We start from the raw sequence: 24,015 nt of genomic DNA on the forward strand, positions 1-24,015 counted from the left end.
CGTTGTGCCTCGGAGGTCCGCTGGCCGGCGCCCGGAACGGGCGGGGCCGTCAGCTGCGGAAGATGAAATAGACGGCACCGACCATGCACAGCGCCGCCCACACGTAGTCCCACTTGAAGCTTTGCTGCATGTACAGCAGCGAGAACGGCACGAACACCGTCAGCGTGATCGCTTCCTGCAGGATCTTCAGTTGCGCCAGCGAGATGCCATGCTGGAAACCGATCCGGTTGGCCGGCACCTGCAGCAGGTACTCGAACAGCGCGATGCCCCAGCTGACGATCGCCGCGATATACCAGGGGCGGCTGCCCAGGTCCTTCAGGTGGCCGTACCACGCGAAGGTCATGAACACATTGGACAGCGTCAGCAGGCCGGCAGTCAGGAAGAACGGGGAGATTCCGCTTGGCGCGTACATTGGCAGAAGGAAACTTTGTCGATGCGCTGGCCCGCGACCGCGGGCAGATGGTCGGCCGCGCGGCCCAGGCCCGGAATCACCAGCTCGGGTTCGAGCTCGAGCAGCGGCACCAGCGTGAACGCGCGCGCCGCGACGCGCGGATGCGGTACGGTCAGTTGCGCGCCGTCATGCATTTCGTCGCCGAACACCAGCAGGTCCAGGTCCAGCGTGCGCGGTGCATTGCGAAAGGGCCGCTCGCGGCCGAACTGGTCTTCGATATGGTGGCAGATGACCAGCAGCTGGGCGGCCGTGAAGCTGGTCTCCAGCTTGACCACCGCGTTGTAGTAATCGTCGCCGCCGGCATCGACCGGCGCGCTGCGATACAGCGAGGATCGCGCCACGATCCGGATGCCGACCTGCTGCGCCAGGCAGACGATGGCATCCTTGACGGCTTGTCTTGCGTCGCCCAGATTGGCGCCGATGCCGATGAAGGCCAGTGTCATTCGGTTTCCTCCGGCTGGCCGCGCGCGCCGCCTTGCTGGTCGGCTGCCGCGTCCGTCTCATCCCGGGGGGAAACTTTATCCGATTTCCGCGCCGGCCGCCGACGGCGCTTCTTGCGCGCCGGACCCTCGCTGCCGGCGGTGCCGGAGGCGCGTGCCGCTTCGATCAGATTCTCGCGGCCTTCGGAGTCGGCGTTCTGGAAGTCCAGCCACCAGGTCGCCAGTTCGGCCGGCATCTCACCGGCCTCGCAGCGCAGCTGCAGGAAGTCGAAGCCGGCGCGGAAGCGCGGCGATTCCAGCAGGCGGAACGGCATGCGGCCGACGCGTTTCTCGAAGCGCGGCTGCATGCCCCAGATGTCGCGCATGTCGGTGACGAAGCGGCGCTGGATGGCCAGCTGGCCGGTCTGCCGCTCGAGCACGTCGTCCATCGCCGTATTGAGCGCCGCGATCGGATGCTCGCCGCCTTCGCGCAGCGACTTCCAGCGCTGCAGCACGTGGTGCCACAGCAGCGCGGCGAACAGGAAGCCCGGCGAAACCGGCTTGCCGGCCTGCACGCGGCGGTCGGTGTTGTCCAGCGCCAGCTGCACGAAGCGCTGGCCCAGCGGCTGTTCGATCGCGACGTCGAGCAGCGGCAGCAGGCCCTTGTGCAGGCCGGCCTTGCGCAGCTCCTGCAGCGAGGCCCAGGCGTGGCCCGACATCAGCAGCTTGAGCATCTCGTCGAACAGGCGCGCGCTCGGCACGTTGTGGATCAGCGAGGCCAGGTCGGCGATCGGCTGGCGCGTGGCCTCGTCGATGTCGAAGCCGGTCTTGGCGGCGAACCGCACCACGCGCAGCATCCGCACCGGGTCCTCGCGATAGCGGGTGACCGGATCGCCGATCATCCGCAGCGTGCGCGCCCGCATGTCTTCCATGCCGTGGTGGTAGTCGTGCACGGTCTGCTCGGCCGGGTCGTAGTACATCGCATTGATGGTGAAATCGCGCCGTTCGGCGTCCTCCGCCTGCGAGCCCCAGACGTTGTCGCGCAGCACCCGGCCGGAGGCGTCGATCGCGTGGGTCTTGTTGTCCAGTTCGGCGCGCTTGAGCCGGCGGCCTTCGGGCAGCGTTTCGCTGGCCACCGCGTCGACCAGCGCGCGGAAGGTCGACACCTCGATGATTTCCTGCTCGCGCCCGCCGTAGAAGGTCACGTGCACGATCTGGAAGCGCCGGCCGATGATGCGCGAGCGGCGGAACAGCGCCTGCACCTGGTCAGGCGTGGCGTTGGTCGCCACGTCGAAGTCCTTGGGCTTGATGCCGAGCAGCAGGTCGCGCACCGCGCCGCCGACGATGAAGGCCTGGTAGCCGGCCTGCTGCAGCGTGCTGGTGACCTTGACCGCGTTGCGCGACAGCAGCGTGGGATCGATCTGGTGCTCGTCGGCGCTGATGATGCGCGGTGTGTGGGCGCGGCCGAGGCGTCGCTGCTTGGGCCCGGGCTTGCCCAGCAGCCGGTTGATAAGCTTCTTGATCACGTCAGAACAGGTCCATGATGCGCCAGCCGGCCGCGGCGGCATGATGGCGGAGGCGCTCGTCCGGGTTGGTGGCGATCGGCTCGGTGACCTTGGCCAAGAGCGGCAGGTCGTTCATCGAATCGCTGTAGAAAGTGGTGGTGGCGAAGTCCTGCCAGCGCGCGCCCTGTTCCTTCAGCCAGGCCTCGACGCGGGCGATCTTGCCTTCGCGGAAGCTCGGGATGCCGAACACCTCGCCGGTGTAGGCGCTCTCGGCCAGGCCGTCGGCGGTGGCGGGTTCGGTGGCGATCAGGTGCTTGATGCCGAAGGCGGCGGCGATCGGCGCGGTGACGAAGCTGTTGGTCGCCGTGACGATGGCGCACAGGTCGCCGGCGTCCAGATGCTTGTAGACCAGCGCGCGCGCCTGCGGCGTGATGGCCGGCTCGATCACTTCGTGCATGAACTGCTGGCGCCAGGCGTTCAGGCGCTCGCGCGGATGGGCCGCCAGCGGGGCCAGCGCGAACTTCAGGAAGGCCTGGATATCGAGGGTGCCGGCCTTGTAGTGGCCGTAGAACTCGTCGTTCTTGCGACGATAGGTTTCCTCGTCGACCACGCCAAGACGGACCAGAAAGCGGCCCCATTCGTGGTCGCTGTCGGTCGGGATCAGGGTGTGGTCGAGGTCGAACAATGCCAGATTCATGGGCGGCGATTTTACCTTAAGGGGATGACGGCCGGCTTGGCGGCCGATTGCAGGGAGCGTGCCAGGGGGCGGGCCGCGTGCGAGCCGGTGTTTGAGGCCGCTGCGCGGGCCGGCGTGTGGGCCGGTGTGTAGGGCTTCCGGCCGGCCCGCGCGCTATTCACGCAACTCGGCGAACATTTCGCGCAGCAGCGGCAGCGTCACCGCCCGCTTGCGTTCGAGCGAATAGGTATCGAGCGCGTCCAGCAGCGCCATCAGGCTGGGCATGTCGCGATAGTGGCGCGTCACCAGCCAGTGCGGGATTTCGGGGGACAGCTGCAGCCCGCGTTCGCGCGCGGCCTGCACCAGCGCGGCCATCTTGTCGTCGTCCGACAGCGGCGCGAGCTGGTAGACCAGGCCCCAGCCGAGCCGGGTGCGCAGGTCCTCGCGCACCGGCATGGTGACAGGAGCCAGGCTGCCGGCCACCACCAGCGCGGTGCGCACGTGCGCGCGCACCTCGTTATACAGGGAAAACACCGCGATCTGGCGGGCCTCGTCGAGCAGGTCGACGTCGTCGACCGTGTACAGCTGGCAGCTCGGATCGAAGATGAAATCGGCCAGCGCGTGGTGCGGGCTCAGATAGCGGCAGCGCAGGCCGGCATGGGCGCCGGCGTCGCACAGCGCGTGCAGCAGATGGGTGCGGCCCGAGCCGGTCTCGCCCCACAGATAGATCAGCCGGTCGGCGGCGCGCTCCTGCGCCACCGCGCCCGGCAGCTCGCGCAGCCGCTGCACCGGTTCGCGGTTGGCCGACACGAAGAAGTTCTCGAAGGTCGACGGTGGCGGGCTGCCCAATTCGAGCGACAGTTGCTTGGGGCGCGGAGACATGGCGTATCGATTACTTCCGGTAGAGGTCGCTTGTCACATACAGCCGCCGCAACTGGCGGGCGCCGACCAGCAGGACCGCGCAGGTCGGCAGCGCCAGCAGCACGCCGAAGAAGCCGAACAGCTGCCCGAAGGCCAGCAGCGCGAAGATCACCACCAGCGGATGCAACCCGATTCGGTCGCCCACCAGGCGCGGCGTCAGATAGAAGCTCTCGACGAACTGGCCGATGCCGTAGACCAGGGCGACCGCGCCCAGCCCGTACAGATTGCCGAACTGCAGCAGCGCCGCGACGATCGCCAGCGCCAGGCCGAAGCCGAAGCCGATATAGGGGATGAAGACCGCCAGGCCGGTGAACACGCCGATCGGGATCGCGATCTCGAAGCCGGCGATGGTCAGGCCGATCGAATACAAGGCGGCCAGGATCAGCATCACCACGATCTGCCCGCGCAGATACTGCGACAGCAGCGCGTCGGTCTCGGCGGTCAGCTCGCGCACCTTGGGCACCCAGCGGCGCGGCACCAGGCCCTCGATGCGGCGCATCACCATGTGCCAGTCCATCAGCAGATAGAACATGACGATCGGCACCAGCAGCGCCAGCCCGCCATAGGTGATCAGCGCGGTGCCGGAGACGCGCACATAGGTCAGCAGCACCGCCAGCAGGTCCTCCGGGCTGGCGGCGAAGCGCTCCGACATCATGCGGCGCAGCCCCGGGAAGTCGAAGCGCACGCGCACGCCGAGTTCGGACAAGCGCGGGGCCACCACCGAATTGAGTTTCTTCAGCAGTTCGGGCAGCTGCTCGCGCAACTGCGGAATCTCGCGCTGGAGCACGGCGATGACCAGCAGCACCAGCAACACCACGACGACGATCAGCAGCAGGATCATCAGCGAGACGGCAATCACCCGGGGCACCTTGTGCCGCTGCAGCCAATCGACGCCGGGGTTCAGGATGTAGGCGAAGATGAACGCGAACAGGAAGGGCGACAGCACCGGCGCCAGCGCCAGCAGCGTGGCGAACAGCGCGACGCCGAGCGCGACCCAGAGCAGAATGCGCTTGGCCTCGTGGGACAGCAGGGGGGCGTTCATCGGGACAGTGGGGGAAAGACCGGTAAAAAGTGACCAGCTGAAAGAGACCAGCAAAAGGAAAGCCGAGGACGCGCGGCAAGCGCGGGTCGTCGCCCGGCGGCGGCGGGTTTGCACGGCACAAGCCGATGCAACTGGAAGCCGACACCCGGTATCCGTTAAAATCGCGATTCTACTGGACTCGCGACCCGCCAACCGGCGCCGCGAGGGCCGCATTCCTCACTTGTGCGTGGTCCGACGCGTGATCCGACTCGCCCGAGTGTCGTCATTTCCACCATCCAGGACCCGCAGAATTCCATGAGCGCAGCCCCCACTTCCGGCCAGGCAGGCCTTTCGTACCGCGATGCCGGCGTTGACATCGATGCGGGCGACGCGCTCGTCGACCGTATCAAGCCCTTCGCCAAGCGCACCATGCGCGAGGGCGTGATGGCCGGCATCGGGGGCTTCGGCGCGCTGTTCGAGTTGTCGCGCAAGTTCAAGGAGCCGGTGCTGGTGTCCGGCACGGACGGCGTCGGCACCAAGCTGAAGCTGGCCTTCCAGCTGAACCGCCACGACACCGTGGGCCAGGATCTGGTCGCGATGAGCGTCAACGACATCCTGGTGCAGGGCGCCGAGCCGCTGTTCTTCCTCGACTATTTCGCCTGCGGCAAGCTGGACGTCGATACCGCCGCCACCGTGATCCAGGGCATCGCCCATGGCTGCGAACTGGCCGGCTGCGCGCTGATCGGCGGCGAGACCGCGGAAATGCCGAGCATGTACCCGGACGGCGAATACGATCTGGCCGGCTTCGCGGTCGGCGCGGTCGAGAAGAGCCGCATCATCGACGGCACCACCATCGTGCCGGGCGATGTGGTGCTGGGCCTGGCCTCGTCGGGCGCGCATTCGAACGGCTATTCGCTGGTGCGCAAGATCATCGAGGTCGCCAAGCCGGACCTGGAGGCCGATTTCCACGGCCAGCGCCTGCAGGACGCCATCATGGCGCCGACGCGCATCTACGTGAAGCCGCTGCTGTCGCTGATCGAGACGCTCCCCGTCAAGGGCATGGCCCACATCACCGGTGGCGGCCTGACCGAGAACGTGCCGCGCGTGCTGCCCAAGGAAGTGACCGCGGTGCTGCAGCGCGATGCCTGGACGCTGCCGCCGCTGTTCCAGTGGCTGCAGGCCCAGGGCCGCGTCGCCGACGACGAGATGCACCGCGTGTTCAACTGCGGCGTCGGCATGGTGGTGATCGTGGCCAAGGAAGACGCCGAACGCGCGATCCGGCATCTGCAGGCCGCCGGCGAGGCGGTGTGGCAGATCGGCGAGATCCGCGAGCGCGAGGAGGGGCAGGCGCCGACCGTGGTGGTCTGACCACGGTGGTCTGATCCTCCCGGCGTTGGGACAAAAAACAGGCGGATGCTTTGGCATCCGCCTGTTTTTGTTTGGGCGCGTCGCTGCCCGTGTCGAGGCAGGCCGGCTTGTCCAGGCCCGTTTGTTCAAGCCCGTTTGTTCAAGCCCGCTTGTTCACGCCCGCTTCTTCAAGCCCGTTTGTTCAAGCCCACTTGTTCATGCCCGCGCCGTCAGGCTGACTTCCCCGCCATCGCCGTCAACGCCTCGCCGGTAACCCGGCAGATGCGCCAGTCCGGCAGCACGCTGGCGCCCATCGCGCGATAGAAGTCGATCGACGGCGTGTTCCAGTCCAGCACGGTCCATTCGAAACGGCCGCAGCCGCGCTCGACCGCCAGTCCCGCCAGATGGATCAGCAGGGCCTTGCCGATGCCGTGGCCGCGCCAGGCCGGCTCGACATACAGGTCCTCCAGATAGAGGCCGGGCTTGGCCAGGAACGTCGAGTAGTTATGGAAGAACAGCGCGAAGCCGATCGCGCGCGGGCCTTCGGGCGTGGGCACCTCGGCCAGCACGGCCTCGGCCAGCGGGCGCGCGCCGAACAGCGTCCGGCGCAGTTTCTCGGGCGTGGCCTCGACCAGATGGGTCAGCTTTTCGTACTCGGCGAGCTCGGCGATCAGGCGCAGCAGCGTGTCGCAGTCGTCGGCGGTGGCGGGGCGCAGCGTGAAGGCGGTGGCGGTCATGGCGGCGGAATTTGAATGTAGTAGCCCGGACGGGACGAAGCCGCGATTATCGCGCGCTCGCCGTGCCGTCGGCTACGGGCCCGGCTGCGCCAGCCGCGCGACCTGCTCGACATAGTCCGGCGCCAGGCAATCGACCACCAGCCGCTCGGGCGTCGAGCGCAGCCACGTCAGCTGCCGCTTGCACAGCTGGCGCGTCGCCGCGATGCCGCGCTCGCGCATCGTGGCGAAGTCGCAGAGGCCGTCCAGATATTCCCAGACCTGCCGGTAGCCGACGCAGCGGATCGATGGCAGTCCCGGATGCAGGTCGCCGCGTGCCCGCAGGCGTTCGACCTCGTCCAGCAGCCCGCCGGCGAGCATCGCGTCGAAGCGGGCCTCGATGCGCGCGTGCAGCACCGCGCGGTCCGACGGCTCCAGCGCGATCGCGCGAAAGCGCGCGCCGGCCGCGCCGTCGAAGGTGCGCGCATCGGCCTGGCGTGCCAGCAGCGCCGACATTGGACGGCCGGTCAGCCGGTGGATCTCCAGCGCGCGCTGGATGCGCTGTGCGTCGTTGGGCGCCAGCCGCGCCGCCGTGACCGGATCGACTTCGGCCAGCATCGCATGCAGCGCCGGCCAGCCGCGCTGCTCGGCCAGCTTGTCGAGCTCGGCGCGCACCTGCGGATCGGCCTGCGGCAGATCGTTCAGGCCCTGGGTCAGCGCCTTGTAATAGAGCATGGTGCCGCCGACGATCAGCGGCTCGCGGCCGCGCGCGCGGATCGCGTCGATCAGCGCATTGGTATCGGCGACGAATTGCGCGGCCGAATAGCTGTCGGCCGGATCGATGATGTCGATCAGATGGTGCGGCACCGCGGCCAGTTCGGCGGCAGAGGGCTTGGCGGTGCCGATGTCCATCTCGCGATAGACCAGCGCCGAATCCATGCTGATGATCTCGATCGGCGCGCGCGCGGCCAGTGCCAGGGCGGCCACGGTCTTGCCCGAGGCGGTGGGGCCGAGCAGGCAGACGATGGGAGCGGGCGAGGCGGAGGCCATGGAATAAGCGGACAACGACGAGGCGGACAACGACAGCGCGCGGCCTTACTGGCCGCGCAGGAACAGTCGGTCCAGCTCGGCCACGGTCAGCTGGACCCAGGTCGGCCGGCCATGGTTGCACTGGTCGGCGCGCTCCGTCTGTTCCATCTGGCGCAGCAGCGCGTTCATTTCCTCGACGGTCAGCTTGCGGTTGGCGCGCACGGCGCTGTGGCAGGCCAGCGTCGCCAGCAGTTCGTTCTGGCGCTCGGCCAGCACGCGCGAACCGCCATAGGCATGCAGGTCGCGCAGCACGTCGCGCGCCAGCGCCTCGGCGTCGGCCTGCTTCAGCAGCGCCGGAATCGCGCGCACCGCCAGCGTGGTCGGCGAGACCGGCGCGATGTCGAAGCCCAGCAGCGCCAGCGTGTCCTGGTGTTCCTCGGCGGCGCCGATCTCGACCGGGCTGGCCGGCAGCGTGACCGGAATCAGCAGCGGCTGCACCGTCATCTGGCGCGCGTCGAGCGCGCTCTTGATCTGCTCGTACAGGATGCGCTCGTGCGCGGCGTGCATGTCGACCAGCACCAGGCCGCGCGCGTTCTGCGCCAGCACGTAGATGCCGTGCAGCTGGGCAATCGCATAGCCGAGCGGATGGTCGCCGGCGTCGTCCTGCTCGCCGTCGCCGGCGCCTGCGCCCTGCATCGGGGCACGGTCGAGCAGCGACGGCGGTTCGTCCGCGCGGGCGGCGCGCGCATCGGCCAGCCAGGCGGGCGGCTGGCTCGATGGCGTGAAGCGCTGGCCGGCCGGCGACAGCGCATCGCGGACCATGCCCAGATACGCCTGCCGCGGCTGCGCGATACCGAGCTCGGTCTGGCGCGCGGCCGCGGTGTAATCGACCCAGGGGCGACCGCCCGGCTGCGCGGGGCTGGTGGCGGCGACGCGCAGCGCCGGGGCCTGGCCGCCATGACCGATGCCGTCGTCGCCGGTATGCAGGCTGTCGCCGTTTTCGCCCGCCTGGCGCGCCAGGCAGCGCTGCACCGCGTGGTAGACGAACTGATGGACCGCGCGCGACTCGCGGAAGCGCACCTCGATCTTGGACGGGTGCACGTTGACGTCGACCAGCTCGGGCGGCAGGTCCAGGCACAGCACGTACGAAGGGAAACGGTCGCCGTGCAGCACGTCCTGATAGGCGCTGCGCACCGCGTGCGTCAGCAGCTTGTCGCGGACGAAGCGGCCATTGACGAAGAAGAACTGCTGGTCGGGACGGCCGCGCGAGGCGGTCGGCAATCCGGCGAAGCCGTACAGCGCGAGCTCGCCGGCCTGTTCTTCCAGCGGCAGCCGCGCCCGGGCGAATTCGCTGCCGAGCACCTGCGCGGTACGCGTGGCGACATCGCCCGCATTCCAGTGCTCCATCGGCTTGCCGTTGTGATGGACCGACAGCGTGACGTCGGGCCGGGCCAGTGCGATGCGCCGGATCACCTCGAGGCAATGGCCGAGCTCGGTCTGTTCGCTCTTCAGGAATTTGCGGCGGGCCGGCGTATTGAAATACAGGTGCTGCACGTCGACGGTGGTGCCGACCCCGCCCGAGGCGGGCTGCAGCGCGCCGGTGTCCGCATGGATCTGGCTGGCGTGGGGGCAGTTCGCCGTGCGGCTGGTCAGCACCAGCTGCGAGACCGAGGCGATCGAGGCCAGCGCCTCGCCCCGAAAGCCCAGCGTCAGCACCGATTCGAGCTCATCGAGCGAGGCGATCTTGCTGGTGGCATGGCGCATCAGCGCGACCGAGAGCTCCTCGGCCGGGATGCCGCAGCCGTTGTCGGTGATCACGATGCGGCGTACGCCGCCTTCCTCGAGCCGCACCGACAACTGCGTCGCGCCGGCGTCCAGCGCGTTCTCCAGCAGCTCCTTGACCACCGAGGCCGGGCGCTCGACCACCTCGCCGGCCGCGATCTGGCTGACCAGCTGATCGGGCAGCGGGCGGATCGGGCGTGAGGGGGCCAGGCGGCGCTGCGGGCGGTCTGCACGCGGGTCGGCACCCGGGGTGGTGCCCGATGCGGGAAATGCGGCGGCGGAGGCAGGAGAGGAGGGTGGCGCGGACATGGCAGCGATTATACGTGCCGGCCTCGTTGCGGCATGGGAGCGGAACGGGGCCGCGACGCGTCGGGGACGGGGCCGGGATGGCGCGGGAGCGATGTGCCCGATTGCGTGCGGAAGCTCGCACCCCTGCCGCAGATGGGGGGGTTACGCCACCGGTGCGGCCACGTTCGTCTTGTATGATGTCGGGCTGGACAAAGATGGGGAACGTCTTGGAAATCGTATTGCAGTTCATCGACATGCTGCTGCACGTCGACAAGTATCTCGGCACCGTGATTCAGCAATATGGCGCCTGGGTCTATGCCATTCTGTTCGCGATCGTCTTTGCCGAGACCGGCCTGGTCGTGGTGCCCTTCCTGCCCGGGGATTCGCTGCTCTTTATCGCCGGCGCGTTCTGCGCCACCGGGGCGATGAACGAGTGGGTGTTGATCGGGCTGCTGCTCGCCGCCGCGATCGGCGGCAATACCGTCAACTACTGGATCGGCAGCTGGATCGGCCCGAAGGTGTTCGACCATCAATGGCGCTTCCTCGACCAGCAGGCGCTGCGCAAGACGCACGACTTCTACGAGCGCCACGGCGGCAAGACGCTGGTGATCGCGCGCTTCGTGCCGATCGTGCGTACGTTTGCGCCCTTCGTCGCGGGGGTGTCGCAGATGACGTTCGCGCGCTTCCAGTTCTTCAATGTGCTCGGCGCGGTCATCTGGGTGTTCGGCCTGGTGTTCGCCGGCTATTTCTTCGGCAACCTGCCCTTCATCAAGCAGTACCTGAACCTGATCGTGCTGGCCGGCATCAGCGCGGCGATCGTGCCGCTGATCCTGGGCGGCCTGTGGCGCCTGCTGCGGCGCGGCGACAAGCGCCGCCGCGTGTCGTAAGACGTGTCGTAGGACGCGGCTTGCTGCGAGGCCGGCATCTTTGCGATGCCGGCCTGTCTCTTTCTCTGTCTCTCCGTTCTTCCTTGCCTGGTTGCGTTCGCCCGCTCAGTTCAGCGACCGGCTCATCATCCGCAGCGCCGGCATGCGGTCGCGGATCTGGGTCGAATCGGCCGCATCGGGCCGGGCGCTGACATAGGCCTCGAGGTCTTCCAGCGCGGGCCGGAAGCATTCCAGATTCGCGTAGGCCAGGCCCCGGTCGCGCACTTCCTCGATGGAATCGGGCAGCAGGATCACCAGCCGGTTCTGCACCGCCAGCAGCCGCTGCCAGCGCGACTCCTGCAGATAGATCGCCTTCAGATTGCGCAGCATCCGCGCGATGATCTCGCGATGGCTGGCGGTCTGCAGGAACAGGCCGAGCGGCACCGCGTTCGGATCGGCGATGCCCTCGCGCTCCAGGTACGGGTCCAGCATGTCCTGCAGCTGTTCCTTGGACAGCGTCTCGCCGGTCAGCGGATCGAGCACGACCTCGCCCGCCGGAATCGACATCCGCAGCAGGAAGTGGTTGGGGAAGGAAACGCCCTTGAGCGGCAGGCCGATCTGCTGGCCCAGCTCCATGTACAGCACCGCCAGCGAGATCGGAATGCCGCGCCGCTGCCGCAGCACCACGTTCAGATACGAATTGTCGGGGTCGTAGTAGTCGTTCGCGTTGGGCCCGAAGCCCAGGTCGCGATAGAAGAAATGGTTCAGCAGGCGCAGGCGCTGGATGGCCGGGGTGCCGTCGGCGATCCGCCGTTTCAGCCGCAGGGCCAATACGTCGATGGCGGCCAGTTCGGCCTGCAGATCCAGGTCAGGGTAGGCATCCTGTGCGATCGACAGGGCCGTTTCGGTCAGCGGGATACCGCTGTCGTCCGCCACCAGCGCGGCAAAATAGTCCAGGACTTTGGTCGAGGTCATAGCGGTTCCTGGTTGCGGCCGGCGCCATGTCTTCAGGCTGCTTTGCGCTTGAAGGCAGCATAGCGCAGGCCCGTGAGCCACAGTGTACCGAAGTAGACGACCGCCGCAAGCACCAGGCACGAGGCCATCAGCGCGATCCGCAGCAGCGGGGTGGTACCCAGGGCGACCCAGTCGAAGGTGCGCGCGAACCACAGCAGCACGCCCGCCAGCAGCGTCGCCGCGGCCGACAGCTGTGCGAGGAACAGCCACCAGCCCGGCGCGGGCCGGTAGACGCCGACGCGGCGCAGGCCGATGAACAGCAGCACGGCATTGAGCGTCGCGCTGACGCTGATCGACAGCGCCAGCCCCGCGTGCCCGAGCCAGGGCACGAAGGCGAGGTTGGCGAGCTGCGTCATCACCAGCATCGCGATCGCGATCTTGACCGGCGTGCGGATGTCCTGCCGCGCGTAGAAGCCGGGCGCGAGGATCTTGACCAGGATCTGGCCGACCAGGCCGACGCCGTAGGCCATCACCGCGAGCCTGGTCATCTCGACCGCATGGGCGTCGAACTTGCCGTAGTGGAACAGCACCGCGGTCAGCGGCCGGCCAAAGACATAGAGGCCGATCGCGCTCGGGATCGCCAGCAGGAAGGTCAGCCGCAGGCCCCAGTCGAGCAGCGCGGAATACTCGACGCTGTCCTCGCGCGCGCTGGCCTTCGACAGGCTCGGCAGCAGGATCGTGCCGATCGCCACGCCGAGCAGCGCGGTCGGAAACTCCATCAGGCGGTCGGCATAGGTCAGGAAGGACACGCTGCCGGTGGCCAGGCGCGAGGCGATATTGGTATTGATGATCAGGCTGATCTGCGCCACGGACACGCCCAGCAGCGCCGGGCCCATCTGCCGCAGGATGCGGCGCACGCCGGGGTCGCGCCAGGCGGCGCGCAGGTTCACGCCGATGCGCGGCAGCATGCCGATGCGCTTGAGCGCGGGCACCTGGATCGCCAGCTGCAGCAGGCCGCCGACCAGCACGCCCCAGGCCTGCGCGTAGATCGGCTGCTGCAGATGGGGCGCGACGAACAGCGCGGCGCCGATCAGCGACAGGTTCAGCAGCACCGGCGTGAAGGCGGGCACCGCGAAGTTGCGCCAGGTGTTCAGCACGCCCGAGGCCAGCGCGACCATCGAGATCAGGCCGATGTAGGGGAACATCACGCGGGTCATGAAGACGGCCGCGTCGTAGGTCTGGTTGTCGCCGCGAAAGCCGGTCGCGACGATCGTCATGATCACCGGGGCGGCCAGCACGCCGACCAGCGACACCGCGGCCAGCGCCCACGCCATCACGGTGGCGACCGCATCGACCAGCAGCCGGGTCGGCTCGTCGCCGCGCTTGCCGTGGTATTCGCCGAGGATCGGCACGAAGGCCTGCTGGAAGGCGCCCTCGCCGAAGATCCGGCGCAGCATGTTCGGGATGCGGAAGGCGACATTGAACGCGTCGGTCATGTCGGAGGCGCCGAACGCGCGGGCGATCAGGATCTCGCGGATCAGGCCGGTGATGCGCGACAGCATCGTCAGGCCGCTGATGGTGGCGAGCGATTTGAGCAGGTTCAAGGTCGGGGAGGAGAGGAAACGGTTGTGGCGCCGCCGGGACGCGTCGCCGGGCGGCGGATCGCAGTCAGACGGCCGCGGAGCGCCGAAAGTTGCAATGCCACCACACCGGGCGAGCCTGGGCCCGCCAATTGTGGCGCCAATTATACGGATTGGTGTGCGCGGCCCGCCGCCTTCGCCGACGGGCGGGATCTTCCTTGCGGCGGCTTCGATCTTGTGTGTATAATCGCCGATTCGAGAAGATAGTTGCGTTCCGGATTCGTGTGTCAGTGCATCCCGGGTCGCTCTTGTGCAATCCACGCACGCATCTGAATTCAGGATATTTACGAAATGGCAAATTCCGCACAAGCTCGCAAGCGCGCGCGTCAAGCCGTCGCCCAGAACGCGCACAACTCCAGCCTGCGCTCGCGTCTGCGCACGGCCGTCAAGGCAGTCCGCAAGGCGATCGACGCCGGCGACAAGGCCGCTGCTGCCGAGATCTTCAAGAACTCGCAAGCCGTGATCGACAGCATCGCCGACAAGAAGATCGTTCACAAGAACAAGGCAGCGCGCCACAAGTCGCGTCTGTCGGCTGCGATCAAGGCCATGGCCGCCTGATTGCCGCGTTCACCGGCCGCGCCTGGCGCGCGGTCGGCGCAGTAAAAAAGCCCGTCAGATGACGGGCTTTTTGCATTCCGCTTGGCGCTTCGGCATTGCGCTTCGGCGTTGCGCTTCCGATTTGCGGCATTGCGCTTCGTCCTTGCCCTTCGCCCTCGGCGCGCTCCCGCGCTTATTCGTCGATGCACTCAATCCAGCGAGCAGGCCTCGACCAGCTGCAGGTGGTTGTCGCGCGCGAAGTTCAGCACGAAGTCCAGCGCCTTGGGCTCGATCTCGCGCAGCCGCGCATCGACCACCACGCATTTGACGCCGCCGGACATCACCGGGCGCACGTAAGGGGAGTAGGTCAGGCGGGGATCGCCGGTATCGCCGGGCGGGCGGAATTGCGCCATCACGCCGCACAGCCGTTCAGCCCAATCGCTCGGACGGAAGGTCTTGCCTTCCTTGGTGATGCCCTGGATGAAGTACTGGCGAACGGTGGAATTCATGGACTGCGGTGAGGCTGGTGACTCGACGGGAAACCCGCAACGGGCGCCCGTTTGACGCGGCGAGCGGCGATGGGTTCGCGCGAATCTGGCCGGAAGGCGGGGCGTCGGTCGTGGCGGGGGCACTTTTGATGCCGGCGGCGGGCGGCGGCAAGGGTATGCCGGGCCCCGCGTGAATCAGCGAGTATTATATCTTATATAAGACTGCCGCATAAGCCGGGAGGGCTCCCCGGCGGCCCGGCCGTGCGCCCGCCCAGGCTCGCCAAAGCAGGAATAATCCCTTATGATTCCTGAACTCACATTGCGCAAGCGACGCGAAAGGCGGCTCCGCGACAGCGTGGTTCCATGACCGTTCATGGCCTCGCGTGTCCCCATCGAGCCGCCTTCTTTGTTTTATGAGCCCAACGCCGATCAAGCACTACCTCCAATTCAGCGACCTCGATGCGAAGGAGTACGAGTACCTGCTCGACCGCGCCCGGATTCTGAAGACCAAGTTCAAGAACTACGAGACCTGGCATCCGCTGCACGACCGTACGCTGGCGATGATCTTCGAGAAGAACTCGACCCGCACGCGACTGTCGTTCGAGGCCGGCATCCACCAGCTGGGCGGCCACGCGGTGTTCCTGAACACGCGCGACTCGCAGCTGGGCCGCGGCGAGCCGATCGAGGACGCCGCGCAGGTGATCTCCCGCATGGTGGACATCATCATGATCCGCACCTTCGGCCAGGAGATCATCGACCGTTTCGCCGCCCATTCGCGCGTGCCGGTGATCAACGGGCTGACCAACGAATACCATCCGTGCCAGGTGCTGGCCGACGTCTTCACCTATATCGAGCACCGCGGCAGCATCCGCGGCAAGGTGGTGGCGTGGATCGGCGATGCCAACAACATGGCCTATACCTGGATCCAGGCCGCCGAACGGCTGGGCTTCACCTTCCATTTCTCGGCGCCGCCGGGATACCAGCTCGATCCGGCGATGGTGCCCGCCAGCGCCGCGAGCCTGGTCAAGGTCTTCGACAACCCGCTGGCCGCCTGCCAGGGCGCCGATCTGGTGACCACCGACGTCTGGACCAGCATGGGCTTCGAGGCCGAGAACGAGGTCCGCAAGCGCGCCTTCCAGGACTGGATGGTGACCACCGCGATGATGGACCGCGCCAACCCGGACGCGCTGTTCATGCACTGCCTGCCGGCGCACCGCGGCGAGGAAGTCGAGGCCGCCGTGATCGACGGCCCCAAGAGCGTGGTCTGGGACGAGGCCGAGAACCGGCTGCACGTGCAGAAGGCGCTGATGGAGTACCTGCTGTGCGGGCGCTATTGAGCGACGCGTCGGATCGATGATCCGGTCGATCGCCTGGCATCCGAGCCGCGCCGTCCGGCGATGTGGCGCCCAAGCCCGGGCGGTCATGTCAAAATAGCGGCTTTCCGTTTTTCCATATCCGATGTGCGGACTGTCTTACCTGCCGGTCCGCGCCTCTTTTGCGCATCGAGTCGAACATGAGCGATATCAAGAAAGTCGTGCTCGCCTACTCCGGCGGGCTGGACACTTCGGTGATCCTGAAGTGGCTGCAAGACACCTACCAATGCGAGGTGGTCACCTTCACGGCCGACATCGGCCAGGGTGAGGAACTGGAGCCGGCTCGCCAGAAGGCGCTCAAGTTCGGCATCAAGCCCGAAAACATCTTTATCGACGACCTGCGCGAAGAATTCGTGCGCGACTTCGTCTTCCCGATGTTCCGCGCCAATGCGGTCTACGAAGGCGAATACCTGCTGGGCACGTCGATCGCCCGTCCGCTGATCGCCAAGCGCCAGATCGAGATCCTGCGCAGCACCGGCGCCGACGCCGTGTCGCACGGCGCCACCGGCAAGGGCAACGACCAGGTCCGCTTCGAGCTCGGCTATTACGGCCTGGAGCCGGGTGTCAAGGTCATCGCCCCGTGGCGCGAGTGGGATCTGCTGTCGCGCGAGAAGCTGCTGGCCTACGCCGAGAAGGCCGGCATCGAAATCGACATGAAGCACAAGAAGGGCGGCGCGCCGTACTCGATGGACGCCAACCTGCTGCACATCTCGTTCGAAGGCCGCCATCTGGAAGACCCGAAGGCCGAGGCCGAGGAAGACATGTGGCGCTGGACGGTGTCGCCGGAGCAGGCGCCGGACGCGCCCGAGTTCCTCGACATCGAATTCGAGCAGGGCGACATCGTCGCGCTGAACGGCAAGCGCATGTCGCCGGCCGAAGTGCTGACCGAGCTGAACCGCCTGGGCGGCAAGCATGGCATCGGCCGTCTGGACCTGGTCGAGAACCGCTACGTCGGCATGAAGAGCCGCGGCTGCTATGAAACGCCGGGGGGCACGATCCTGCTGCGCGCCCACCGCGCGATCGAATCGATCACGCTGGACCGCGAAGTCGCCCACCTGAAGGACGACCTGATGCCGCGCTACGCCAGCCTGATCTACAACGGCTACTGGTGGAGCCCGGAGCGCCGCGCGCTGCAGGTGCTGATCGACCATACGCAGCAGAACGTCAACGGCTGGGTGCGCGTCAAGCTGTACAAGGGCAACGTCATCGTGCTGGCCCGCGATTCGAAGGACACGCTGTTCGACAAGACCATCGCCACCTTCGACGACGACTTCGGCGCCTACAACCAGGCCGACGCCGGCGGCTTCATCAAGCTGAACGCGCTGCGCATGCGCATCGCCGAGAATGCGCGCCGCCAGCGCGGCAAGTAAGCCGTCAGCGAGCGGCTGCCACGCGCATCGGTAAGGAAGGAGAGGGGCCCAGGCGGCCCCTCTTTTCATGTCCGCGCAGGTTGGCATATGTCCGCGCAGGTCCTTTCAGGCCCACGTAGGTCCATGTGGGTCCGCCCCCCAACATCCATCGTTCATCAGGAGAGTCACCATGAGCCAGTTCGACAATGTTTCCGTCGTCAAGCAAGCCAATCTGTATTTCGACGGCAAATGTGTCAGCCACACCGTGCTGTTTCCGGACGGCACCCGCAAGACGCTGGGCGTGATCTTCCCCGCCTCGCTGACCTTCAAGACCGGCGCGCCGGAAATCATGGAGATCAACGCCGGCGTCTGCCGCGTGCGGCTGGCGGGCTCCGACGAATGGCAAACCTACGGCGCGGGCCAGCAGTTCAACGTCCCGGGCGACAGCAGCTTCGATATCGAGGTGCAGCAGACGCTCGACTACGTCTGCCACTTCGGCTGATCGCTCGCCGCGCGTCCGCGGCCGCGCGCATGGCGCGGCCGTCTCTCCTGATCGTCCCCCTTGATCGCCCCGCTTCACGGAGTTCCGCATGGCCAATCGACACAAGCCGATCAATCTCGCCCTGCAGGGCGGCGGCGCGCACGGCGCCTTCGGTTGGGGCGTGCTCGACGCGCTGCTGGAGGATGGCCGCCTGCGTTTCGACGGCATCAGCGGCACCAGCGCCGGCTCCATGAACGCGGTGGTGATGATCGACGGCCTGCTCGAAGGCGGGCCTGAGCGCGCGCGAGAGAAGCTGCACGACTTCTGGTTCGGCGTGTCGCGCGCCGGCTCGCCGTTCTCGACGCTGGGCCAGCAGACGGTCGACTGGCTGTCGGGCCAGCCCGGCAACAGCTGGCCGCTGCAGGACTGGATGCGGATGTGGTCCGGCTGGTGGAGCGCGACCGCGCAGGGCAGCACGTTCAACCCCTTGCGCTCGCTGCTCGAGGATCAGGTCGACTTCGAGCGCGTGCGAGCCTGCCCGGAAACGAAGCTGTTCGTCGCCGCCACGGACGTCAACAGCGGCAACGTGCGGGTGTTCCAGACCGCCGATCTCACCGTCGACGCGGTGCTGGCCTCGGCCTGTTTGCCGTACCTGTATCCGGCCATCGAGATCGGCGAGCGGTACTACTGGGACGGCGGCTACATGGGCAATCCGGTGCTGTTCCCGTTCTTCTACCAGACCGCGACGCGCGACATCCTGGTCGTCCATATCAATCCGATCTCGCGCCCCGACGTGCCCACGCAGCCGCAGGAAGTGATGGAGCGGCTCAACGAGATCACCTTCAACGCGTCGCTGCTGCGCGAGATGCGCGCGATCGCCTTTGTGCAGAAGCTGCTCGACGAGGAGTGGCTCAAGCCCGAATACCGCGACAAGCTCAAATACATCCTGCTGCATTCGATCCGCGCCGACGAGGCGCTGGCGGACCTGTCGTCGTCGACCAAGCTGGTGACCGACTGGAATTTCCTGCTGATGCTGCGCGAGCGCGGACGCACCGCCGCGCAGGCCTGGCTCGAGCAGCATTACGAGGCCGTCGGCAAGCGCGGCACCGTCGATATCCGCAAGGAGTTCCTGCAGGATCTGCCGTTGTAACCGGTCAGCGCGCAAGCACCGGCGGGCAACCTCGGCGGCCAACATCGGCGGCCAACATCGGCGGGGAACCATCGAGCCGCTGTGGGCATGCTCCCCTCTCCCGCGGGCCGGGGGAGGGGGGAAAGGGCGCTCGCAGTACCGCCGAAGCTACCGCCGGAACTACCGTCCGGACTACAGCACCACCGGCTCGGGCTCGATCCCGACGCCAAAGCGCTCCCGCACCGTATCGGCGATGCGCCCCGCCAGCGCCAGCAGCGCACGGCCGTCGCCGCCGCCATGGTGCACGAGCACCAGCGCCTGCCGCTCGTGCACGCCGACCGGGCCTTCGCGCAGGCCCTTGAATCCGCAGCGATCGATCAGCCAGCCCGCGGCAAGCTTGTAGCTGCCGTCCGGCTGCAGATGGCTGACCAGGTCCGGATGCGCGGCCACCAGCGCGTCGCGCTGGGCGGCGCTGACCACCGGGTTCTTGAAGAAGCTGCCGGCATTGCCCAGCACCGCGGGGTCGGGCAGCTTGCGCTGGCGGATCGCGATGACCGCGTCGCGGATCGCGGCCGCATCGGGCGCCGGATGATCGTGCAGCTCGCGGGCGAGTTCGGCATAGCCGAGCGCCGGCTGCCAGCGGCGCGGCAGGCGCAGCGTGACCGCGGTGATCACGTAGCGATCCCGGCCGGCTTGCTTGAACAGGCTGTCCCGATAACCGAAGGCGCAATCGCTCAGACTCAGCGTGACAAAGCCGCGGGTTTGCCGGTCCCAGGCGCGCAGGCTGTCAAAGCGCTCGCGCAGCTCGACGCCATAGGCGCCGATGTTCTGGATCGGCGCGGCGCCCACGCTGCCGGGAATCAGCGCCAGGTTCTCGAGCCCCGGCATGCCGTCGGCGATGGTCCGATTGACGGTTGCGTGCCAGTTCTCGCCGGCACCCACCGTCACCAGCCAGGCGTCGTCGTCGCTGGCGACGGTGTAGCCCGGAATCTGCATCAGCAGCACGACCGCATCGAGATCGCCGGTCAGCACCACGTTGCTGCCGCCGCCCAGCACGACCACCGGCCGCTGCGCGGCGCGGGGGTCGGCGAGCGCCTCGACGAGGTCGCTTTCGCTGCGCACCGCCATCGCGAAGCGCGCGCGTACGTCGAAACCCAATGTGTTGTGCTGGCGCAGCGGATAAAATTCGTGGAAATCTGCCATGCGGAAAAAGTTGCCGGACGAGGATGCCCGAACAGGGGGATGGAGCGGAACGGCCTGGACTGCAGGGTTGGCTGGATTATACGGAACCGCCGGCGAGGGCCGGCCAGGTTCAGGGATCGAACAGGGTACCGAGGTCCGAGGTACCGGAAATACAGAAGGAGTAGGCGATGCCGTCGTTTGACGTGGTGTGCGAAGCGAATATGGTCGAGGTCAAGAATGCGGTCGAGCAGGCCAACAAGGAAATCTCGACGCGCTTCGACTTCAAGGGTTCCGATTCCCGTGTCGAGCAGAAGGAAGGCGAACTGACCGCGTTTGCCGATGACGACTTCAAGCTCGGCCAGGTCAAGGACGTGTTGCTCAGCAAGATGGCCAAGCGCAATGTCGACGTGCGCTTCCTCGACTATGGCAAGACCGAGAAGATCAGCGGCGACAAGGTCAAGCAGGTCATCACGATCAAGAAGGGCGTCACCGGCGATCTGGCCAAGAAAATCGTGCGCATGATCAAGGACAGCAAGATCAAGGTGCAGGCCAGTATCCAGGGCGATGCGGTGCGCGTGTCGGGCGCGAAGCGCGACGATCTGCAAAACGTGATTGCGATGCTGCGCAAGGACGTGTCCGAGGCACCGCTGGACTTCAACAACTTCCGGGACTGAAGTCCGGATCGGGGCCTGATGGGCCCTGGGATGCCGACGCGGCCTGTCCGAAGGCCGCGTCTTCCTTCCGGCCTGCTCTTTACGGGGCCGTCTTATTGTGGGGGCAGGCCGCCGATCTTCGCGCCGGCCTTGATGCCCTTCTGCGCGAACCAGCCCTGGTTCATCTCCAGCGCATAGCGGATCGCCGCCTTCGGGCAGTGGTTGTCCTCGCTGTGCGGCCGCATGTCCTCGATGTTGACGATGGTGCCGTCGTCGGCCAGGAAGGCGATCGACAGCGGCAGCTCGGTGTTCTTCATCCAGAAGCAGTGACCAGCCTTCTGCTCGAACACGAACAGCATGCCGGCGTTGGCGGGCATCGACTTGCGGTACATCAGCCCTTGCTGGCGGGATTGCTGATCGGCGGCGACCTCGGCGCGGATCACGTACATGCCCGCGCTCAGCGACACCACCGGCAGCCGCTGCTGCGTTTGGCTTTGCGCGTGCGCGAGCGGGGTCAGCAGCGCTGCGCCGCAGGCCAGCGCAGCGAGCCGGCGCGCCAGGCGAAGGCGGGACGAAGACAGCGGAGTGCAATCGAGCGGGGCGGCGGACGACGGACGGCGGACAGGCATGGCGGGAATGGCGAAGGTCATGTCGGCGGAGTCAGGAAAACGCAGCGCGAGTGCGGCGCAAACACAGCGGAACGCAGCCGCAAGCATAGCGCAGCGCGGCTAGGCCGGCCGCCGGCGGCGGTTGGGACCGGCAGTCCGGTCCGAGTCGGTACGGCCGGCGTTGGTGCGGCCGGTGTTGGTACGACCCGCGTCGGTACGGCGGGCCTTGGCAGGGTCGGCGTTGTCAGGGCCCGTGTCGGTGCGGTCCGGATTGGTGCGGCCGGCGTTCGTGCGACCCGGGCTCGTGCGACCCGGGTTCGTGCGGCCCGGGTTCGTGCGGCCCGGGCTGGTGCCGCCGGGATTCGACCGAGGCCGGACGGGCGTGGCGCCACGGGCAGGCCCGCTCATGCCCAGGCTCTGCGGCGCGACCTCCTGCCATTGCCCCGGGTCGAGACCCAGCTGGCGCAGGTCCAGCGCGCCGATGCCGACCCGGACCAGCCGCAGCGTCGGGTAGCCGACCGCCGCGGTCATGCGGCGCACCTGCCGGTTCTTGCCCTCGTGGATCACGATCTCCAGCCACTGCGTCGGGATCGCGGCGCGAAAGCGGATCGGCGGCGTGCGCGGCCACAGGAAATCCGGCTCGTCGATCAACGTGGCCTGCGCCGGCAGGGTTTGGAAGTCGCCAAGGTCGAGGCCGGCGCGCAGCCGGGCCAGCGCGGCCTCGTCCGGCACGCCTTCGACCTGCGCCAGATAGGTCTTGGCCAGCTTCTGGCGCGGGTCGGCGATGCGCGCCTGCAGCACGCCGTCATCGGTCAGCAGCAGCAGCCCCTCGCTGTCGGCGTCGAGCCGGCCGGCGGGATAGACGTCCGGCATCGCGATCCAGTCGGCGAGCGTCTGCCGGCTCGGATGGGGCGAGAACTGGCTCATGGTGCCGAACGGCTTGTTCAGGGCGATCAATGTCATGGGGAAACCGGTGCGGGAAAGGCGCCAGTATGCCGCAGCGGGCATGACGCAAGCGGCTGTCCGGGATGGCGGATGATGAAAAATTGCTGCATAATACGAAACCGGTCTTGTGTCTTATATAAGACCCAGATAGGACGCAGTCTCGCGATGCAGCAATGCCGGTGTCGCGAGGGCCGTTACAATGCCTCCCGCTAGGCCCGCATTTCGCCGTCTGGTCACGAACCCGCCGGCCGTTCGAAAACCCCCGTTCCGTACTGGAGACGTCATGTACCAACACATCAAGGTCCCGGCCGGTGAGAAGATCACGGTCAACCAGGATCTCTCGCTGAATGTTCCGGACAACCCGATCATCCCTTATATCGAAGGCGACGGTACCGGCTTCGATATCACCCCGGTGATGATCAAGGTGGTGGACGCGGCCGTGGCCAAGGCCTACGCCGGCAAGCGCAAGATCTCCTGGATGGAGATCTACGCCGGCGAGAAGTCGACCAAGGTCTATGGCCCGGATGTGTGGCTGCCCGACGAAACCCTGGACGTGCTGCGTGAATACGTGGTCTCGATCAAGGGCCCGCTGACCACGCCGGTCGGCGGCGGTATCCGCTCGCTGAACGTCGCGCTGCGCCAGCAGCTGGACCTGTATGTCTGCCTGCGCCCGGTGCGCTATTTCAAGGGCGTCCCCTCGCCGGTGCGCGAGCCCGAGAAGACCGACATGGTGATCTTCCGTGAGAACTCGGAAGACATCTACGCCGGTATCGAGTGGGAAGCCGATAGCGAGCAGGCCAAGAAGGTCATCGCCTTCCTGCAGAACGAAATGGGCGTCAAGAAGATCCGCTTCCCGGAAACCTCGGGTATCGGCGTCAAGCCCGTGTCGAAGCAGGGCACCCAGCGCCTGGTCCGCAAGGCCATCCAGTACGCGATCGACAACGACAAGCCCTCGGTGACCCTGGTCCACAAGGGCAACATCATGAAGTTCACCGAAGGCGGCTTCCGCGATTGGGGCTACGAGCTGGCGCAGAAGGAATTCGGTGCCGAGCTGATCGATGGCGGCCCGTGGTGCAAGTTCAAGAATCCGAAGACCGGCAAGGACATCATCGTCAAGGACGCGATCGCTGACGCGTTCCTGCAGCAGATCCTGCTGCGTCCCGCCGAGTACTCGGTGATCGCCACGCTGAACCTGAACGGCGACTACATCTCCGACGCGCTGGCCGCGCAGGTCGGCGGCATCGGCATCGCGCCGGGCGCCAACCTGTCGGATTCGGTGGCGATGTTCGAAGCGACCCACGGTACCGCGCCGAAGTACGCCGGCAAGGACTACGTGAATCCGGGTTCGGAAATCCTGTCGGCCGAAATGATGCTGCGCCATATGGGCTGGACCGAGGCGGCGGACCTGATCATCTCGTCGATGGAGAAGTCGATCCTGTCGAAGAAGGTCACGTACGACTTCGCCCGTCTGCTCGAAGGCGCGACCCAGGTCTCGTGCTCGGGCTTCGGTCAGGTGATGATCGACAATATGTAAGGCAGTATCAGGGCGTTTCACTACGACCCACGAGCCCCGGTGCCACAAGGCTTCCGGGGCTTTTTTTGTTTCACCTCGTTTCGCGTAGAATCAGGAAGTCCCTCACTAACTGAGGGGGTTCGTG

23 protein-coding genes and 1 pseudogene are annotated in these 24,015 nt (G+C 67.0%); 9 read left to right on the plus strand and 15 right to left on the minus strand.

From position 1 onward, the window contains the following. Positions 1-49 precede the first annotated feature (49 nt). From K7G19_RS10515 to K7G19_RS10540, 6 genes are all read right to left on the minus strand, one after another. Positions 50-412: a DMT family protein gene (locus K7G19_RS10515; RefSeq protein ID WP_149316684.1), complete on the minus strand. Its 363-nt coding sequence runs from the start codon at positions 410-412 to the stop codon at positions 50-52. Next, positions 376-894 (minus strand): 2-amino-4-hydroxy-6-hydroxymethyldihydropteridine diphosphokinase, encoded by a 519-nt coding sequence (folK, locus tag K7G19_RS10520; protein ID WP_149316685.1) that lies wholly within the window; start codon positions 892-894, stop codon positions 376-378. The genes K7G19_RS10515 and folK overlap by 37 nt, the downstream gene beginning before the upstream one ends. Then, complete coding sequence (pcnB, locus tag K7G19_RS10525; protein WP_226107177.1) at positions 891-2,396, minus strand: polynucleotide adenylyltransferase PcnB; 1,506 nt, start codon at positions 2,394-2,396, stop codon at positions 891-893. The genes folK and pcnB overlap by 4 nt, the downstream gene beginning before the upstream one ends. Before the next feature lies 1 nt (position 2,397). Next, positions 2,398-3,072, minus strand: a complete 675-nt coding sequence (locus K7G19_RS10530) for an HAD family phosphatase (RefSeq protein ID WP_006578919.1) — start codon at positions 3,070-3,072, stop codon at positions 2,398-2,400. 153 nt (positions 3,073-3,225) lie between these two features. Then, on the minus strand, positions 3,226-3,933 hold the full coding sequence (gene hda, locus K7G19_RS10535; RefSeq protein WP_064576515.1) for a DnaA regulatory inactivator Hda: 708 nt from the start codon (positions 3,931-3,933) through the stop codon (positions 3,226-3,228). 10 nt (positions 3,934-3,943) lie between these two features. After that, positions 3,944-5,014, minus strand: coding sequence for an AI-2E family transporter (locus K7G19_RS10540; RefSeq protein WP_149316688.1), 1,071 nt, complete (start codon positions 5,012-5,014; stop codon positions 3,944-3,946). Between the two features lie 294 nt (positions 5,015-5,308). Between K7G19_RS10540 and purM the strand changes: the two genes are divergently transcribed. Next, positions 5,309-6,361 (plus strand): phosphoribosylformylglycinamidine cyclo-ligase, encoded by a 1,053-nt coding sequence (gene purM / locus K7G19_RS10545; RefSeq protein WP_150083374.1) that lies wholly within the window; start codon positions 5,309-5,311, stop codon positions 6,359-6,361. 209 nt (positions 6,362-6,570) lie between these two features. On the opposite strand, the gene K7G19_RS10550 is transcribed toward purM, so the two are convergent. From K7G19_RS10550 to mutL, 3 genes are all read right to left on the minus strand, one after another. Next, positions 6,571-7,077 carry a GNAT family N-acetyltransferase gene (locus tag K7G19_RS10550; RefSeq protein ID WP_149316690.1) on the minus strand — a complete coding sequence of 169 codons (507 nt, stop codon included), beginning with the start codon at positions 7,075-7,077 and terminating at the stop codon, positions 6,571-6,573. 72 nt (positions 7,078-7,149) lie between these two features. Further along, complete coding sequence (gene miaA / locus K7G19_RS10555) at positions 7,150-8,103, minus strand: tRNA (adenosine(37)-N6)-dimethylallyltransferase MiaA (RefSeq protein WP_226107178.1); 954 nt, start codon at positions 8,101-8,103, stop codon at positions 7,150-7,152. A gap of 45 nt (positions 8,104-8,148) precedes the next feature. Beyond that, on the minus strand, positions 8,149-10,173 hold the full coding sequence (gene mutL / locus K7G19_RS10560; protein WP_226107180.1) for a DNA mismatch repair endonuclease MutL: 2,025 nt from the start codon (positions 10,171-10,173) through the stop codon (positions 8,149-8,151). A gap of 218 nt (positions 10,174-10,391) precedes the next feature. Here mutL and K7G19_RS10565 point away from each other — a divergent pair, with 218 nt between their 5' ends. Further along, positions 10,392-11,039: a VTT domain-containing protein gene (locus K7G19_RS10565; RefSeq protein ID WP_187829116.1), complete on the plus strand. Its 648-nt coding sequence runs from the start codon at positions 10,392-10,394 to the stop codon at positions 11,037-11,039. 105 nt (positions 11,040-11,144) lie between these two features. Here the strand turns inward: K7G19_RS10565 and K7G19_RS10570 are convergent, their stop codons facing one another. Next, positions 11,145-11,993, minus strand: coding sequence for a SirB1 family protein (locus K7G19_RS10570; RefSeq protein ID WP_023263957.1), 849 nt, complete (start codon positions 11,991-11,993; stop codon positions 11,145-11,147). A gap of 32 nt (positions 11,994-12,025) precedes the next feature. Beyond that, entirely contained in the window at positions 12,026-13,576 is a 1,551-nt protein-coding gene (gene murJ, locus K7G19_RS10575; protein WP_149316694.1) for a murein biosynthesis integral membrane protein MurJ, read from the minus strand. Between the two features lie 327 nt (positions 13,577-13,903). Between murJ and rpsT the strand changes: the two genes are divergently transcribed. After that, positions 13,904-14,170, plus strand: coding sequence for a 30S ribosomal protein S20 (rpsT, locus tag K7G19_RS10580; protein WP_006579059.1), 267 nt, complete (start codon positions 13,904-13,906; stop codon positions 14,168-14,170). Positions 14,171-14,358: 188 nt separating this feature from the next. Here the strand turns inward: rpsT and K7G19_RS10585 are convergent, their stop codons facing one another. After that, positions 14,359-14,658: a DUF3579 domain-containing protein gene (locus K7G19_RS10585; protein WP_006579060.1), complete on the minus strand. Its 300-nt coding sequence runs from the start codon at positions 14,656-14,658 to the stop codon at positions 14,359-14,361. A 392-nt stretch (positions 14,659-15,050) separates the two neighbouring features. Between K7G19_RS10585 and argF the strand changes: the two genes are divergently transcribed. From argF to K7G19_RS10605, 4 genes are all read left to right on the plus strand, one after another. Further along, positions 15,051-15,974 (plus strand): ornithine carbamoyltransferase, encoded by a 924-nt coding sequence (gene argF / locus K7G19_RS10590; RefSeq protein ID WP_149316695.1) that lies wholly within the window; start codon positions 15,051-15,053, stop codon positions 15,972-15,974. A 176-nt stretch (positions 15,975-16,150) separates the two neighbouring features. After that, positions 16,151-17,380 carry an argininosuccinate synthase gene (locus K7G19_RS10595; RefSeq protein WP_144829900.1) on the plus strand — a complete coding sequence of 410 codons (1,230 nt, stop codon included), beginning with the start codon at positions 16,151-16,153 and terminating at the stop codon, positions 17,378-17,380. A 169-nt stretch (positions 17,381-17,549) separates the two neighbouring features. Further along, complete coding sequence (locus K7G19_RS10600) at positions 17,550-17,861, plus strand: pyrimidine/purine nucleoside phosphorylase (RefSeq protein ID WP_149316696.1); 312 nt, start codon at positions 17,550-17,552, stop codon at positions 17,859-17,861. Positions 17,862-17,949: 88 nt separating this feature from the next. Next, on the plus strand, positions 17,950-18,990 hold the full coding sequence (locus K7G19_RS10605) for a patatin-like phospholipase family protein (RefSeq protein WP_226107182.1): 1,041 nt from the start codon (positions 17,950-17,952) through the stop codon (positions 18,988-18,990). Positions 18,991-19,161: 171 nt separating this feature from the next. On the opposite strand, the gene murB is transcribed toward K7G19_RS10605, so the two are convergent. After that, positions 19,162-20,172: a UDP-N-acetylmuramate dehydrogenase gene (murB, locus tag K7G19_RS10610; protein ID WP_226107184.1), complete on the minus strand. Its 1,011-nt coding sequence runs from the start codon at positions 20,170-20,172 to the stop codon at positions 19,162-19,164. Positions 20,173-20,339: 167 nt separating this feature from the next. Here murB and K7G19_RS10615 point away from each other — a divergent pair, with 167 nt between their 5' ends. Further along, the gene (locus K7G19_RS10615) at positions 20,340-20,825 is read left to right on the plus strand and encodes a YajQ family cyclic di-GMP-binding protein (RefSeq protein WP_149316699.1); all 486 of its coding nucleotides are present in this window, start codon (positions 20,340-20,342) and stop codon (positions 20,823-20,825) included. Between the two features lie 92 nt (positions 20,826-20,917). Here the strand turns inward: K7G19_RS10615 and K7G19_RS10620 are convergent, their stop codons facing one another. Both K7G19_RS10620 and K7G19_RS10625 read right to left on the minus strand, forming a co-directional pair. After that, positions 20,918-21,454, minus strand: coding sequence for a DUF192 domain-containing protein (locus tag K7G19_RS10620; RefSeq protein ID WP_226107186.1), 537 nt, complete (start codon positions 21,452-21,454; stop codon positions 20,918-20,920). Positions 21,455-21,840: 386 nt separating this feature from the next. Continuing rightward, positions 21,841-22,375: pseudogene (locus K7G19_RS10625) on the minus strand (pseudouridine synthase); the annotation flags it as partial. A 265-nt stretch (positions 22,376-22,640) separates the two neighbouring features. Here K7G19_RS10625 and icd point away from each other — a divergent pair. Further along, on the plus strand, positions 22,641-23,891 hold the full coding sequence (gene icd, locus K7G19_RS10630) for an NADP-dependent isocitrate dehydrogenase (RefSeq protein WP_226107188.1): 1,251 nt from the start codon (positions 22,641-22,643) through the stop codon (positions 23,889-23,891). The last annotated feature ends 124 nt before the right edge of the window (positions 23,892-24,015 follow it).

The organism is Cupriavidus sp. DB3 (genome assembly GCF_020418465.1).
GTDB classification, from domain to species: Bacteria; Pseudomonadota; Gammaproteobacteria; order Burkholderiales; family Burkholderiaceae; genus Cupriavidus; species Cupriavidus cauae.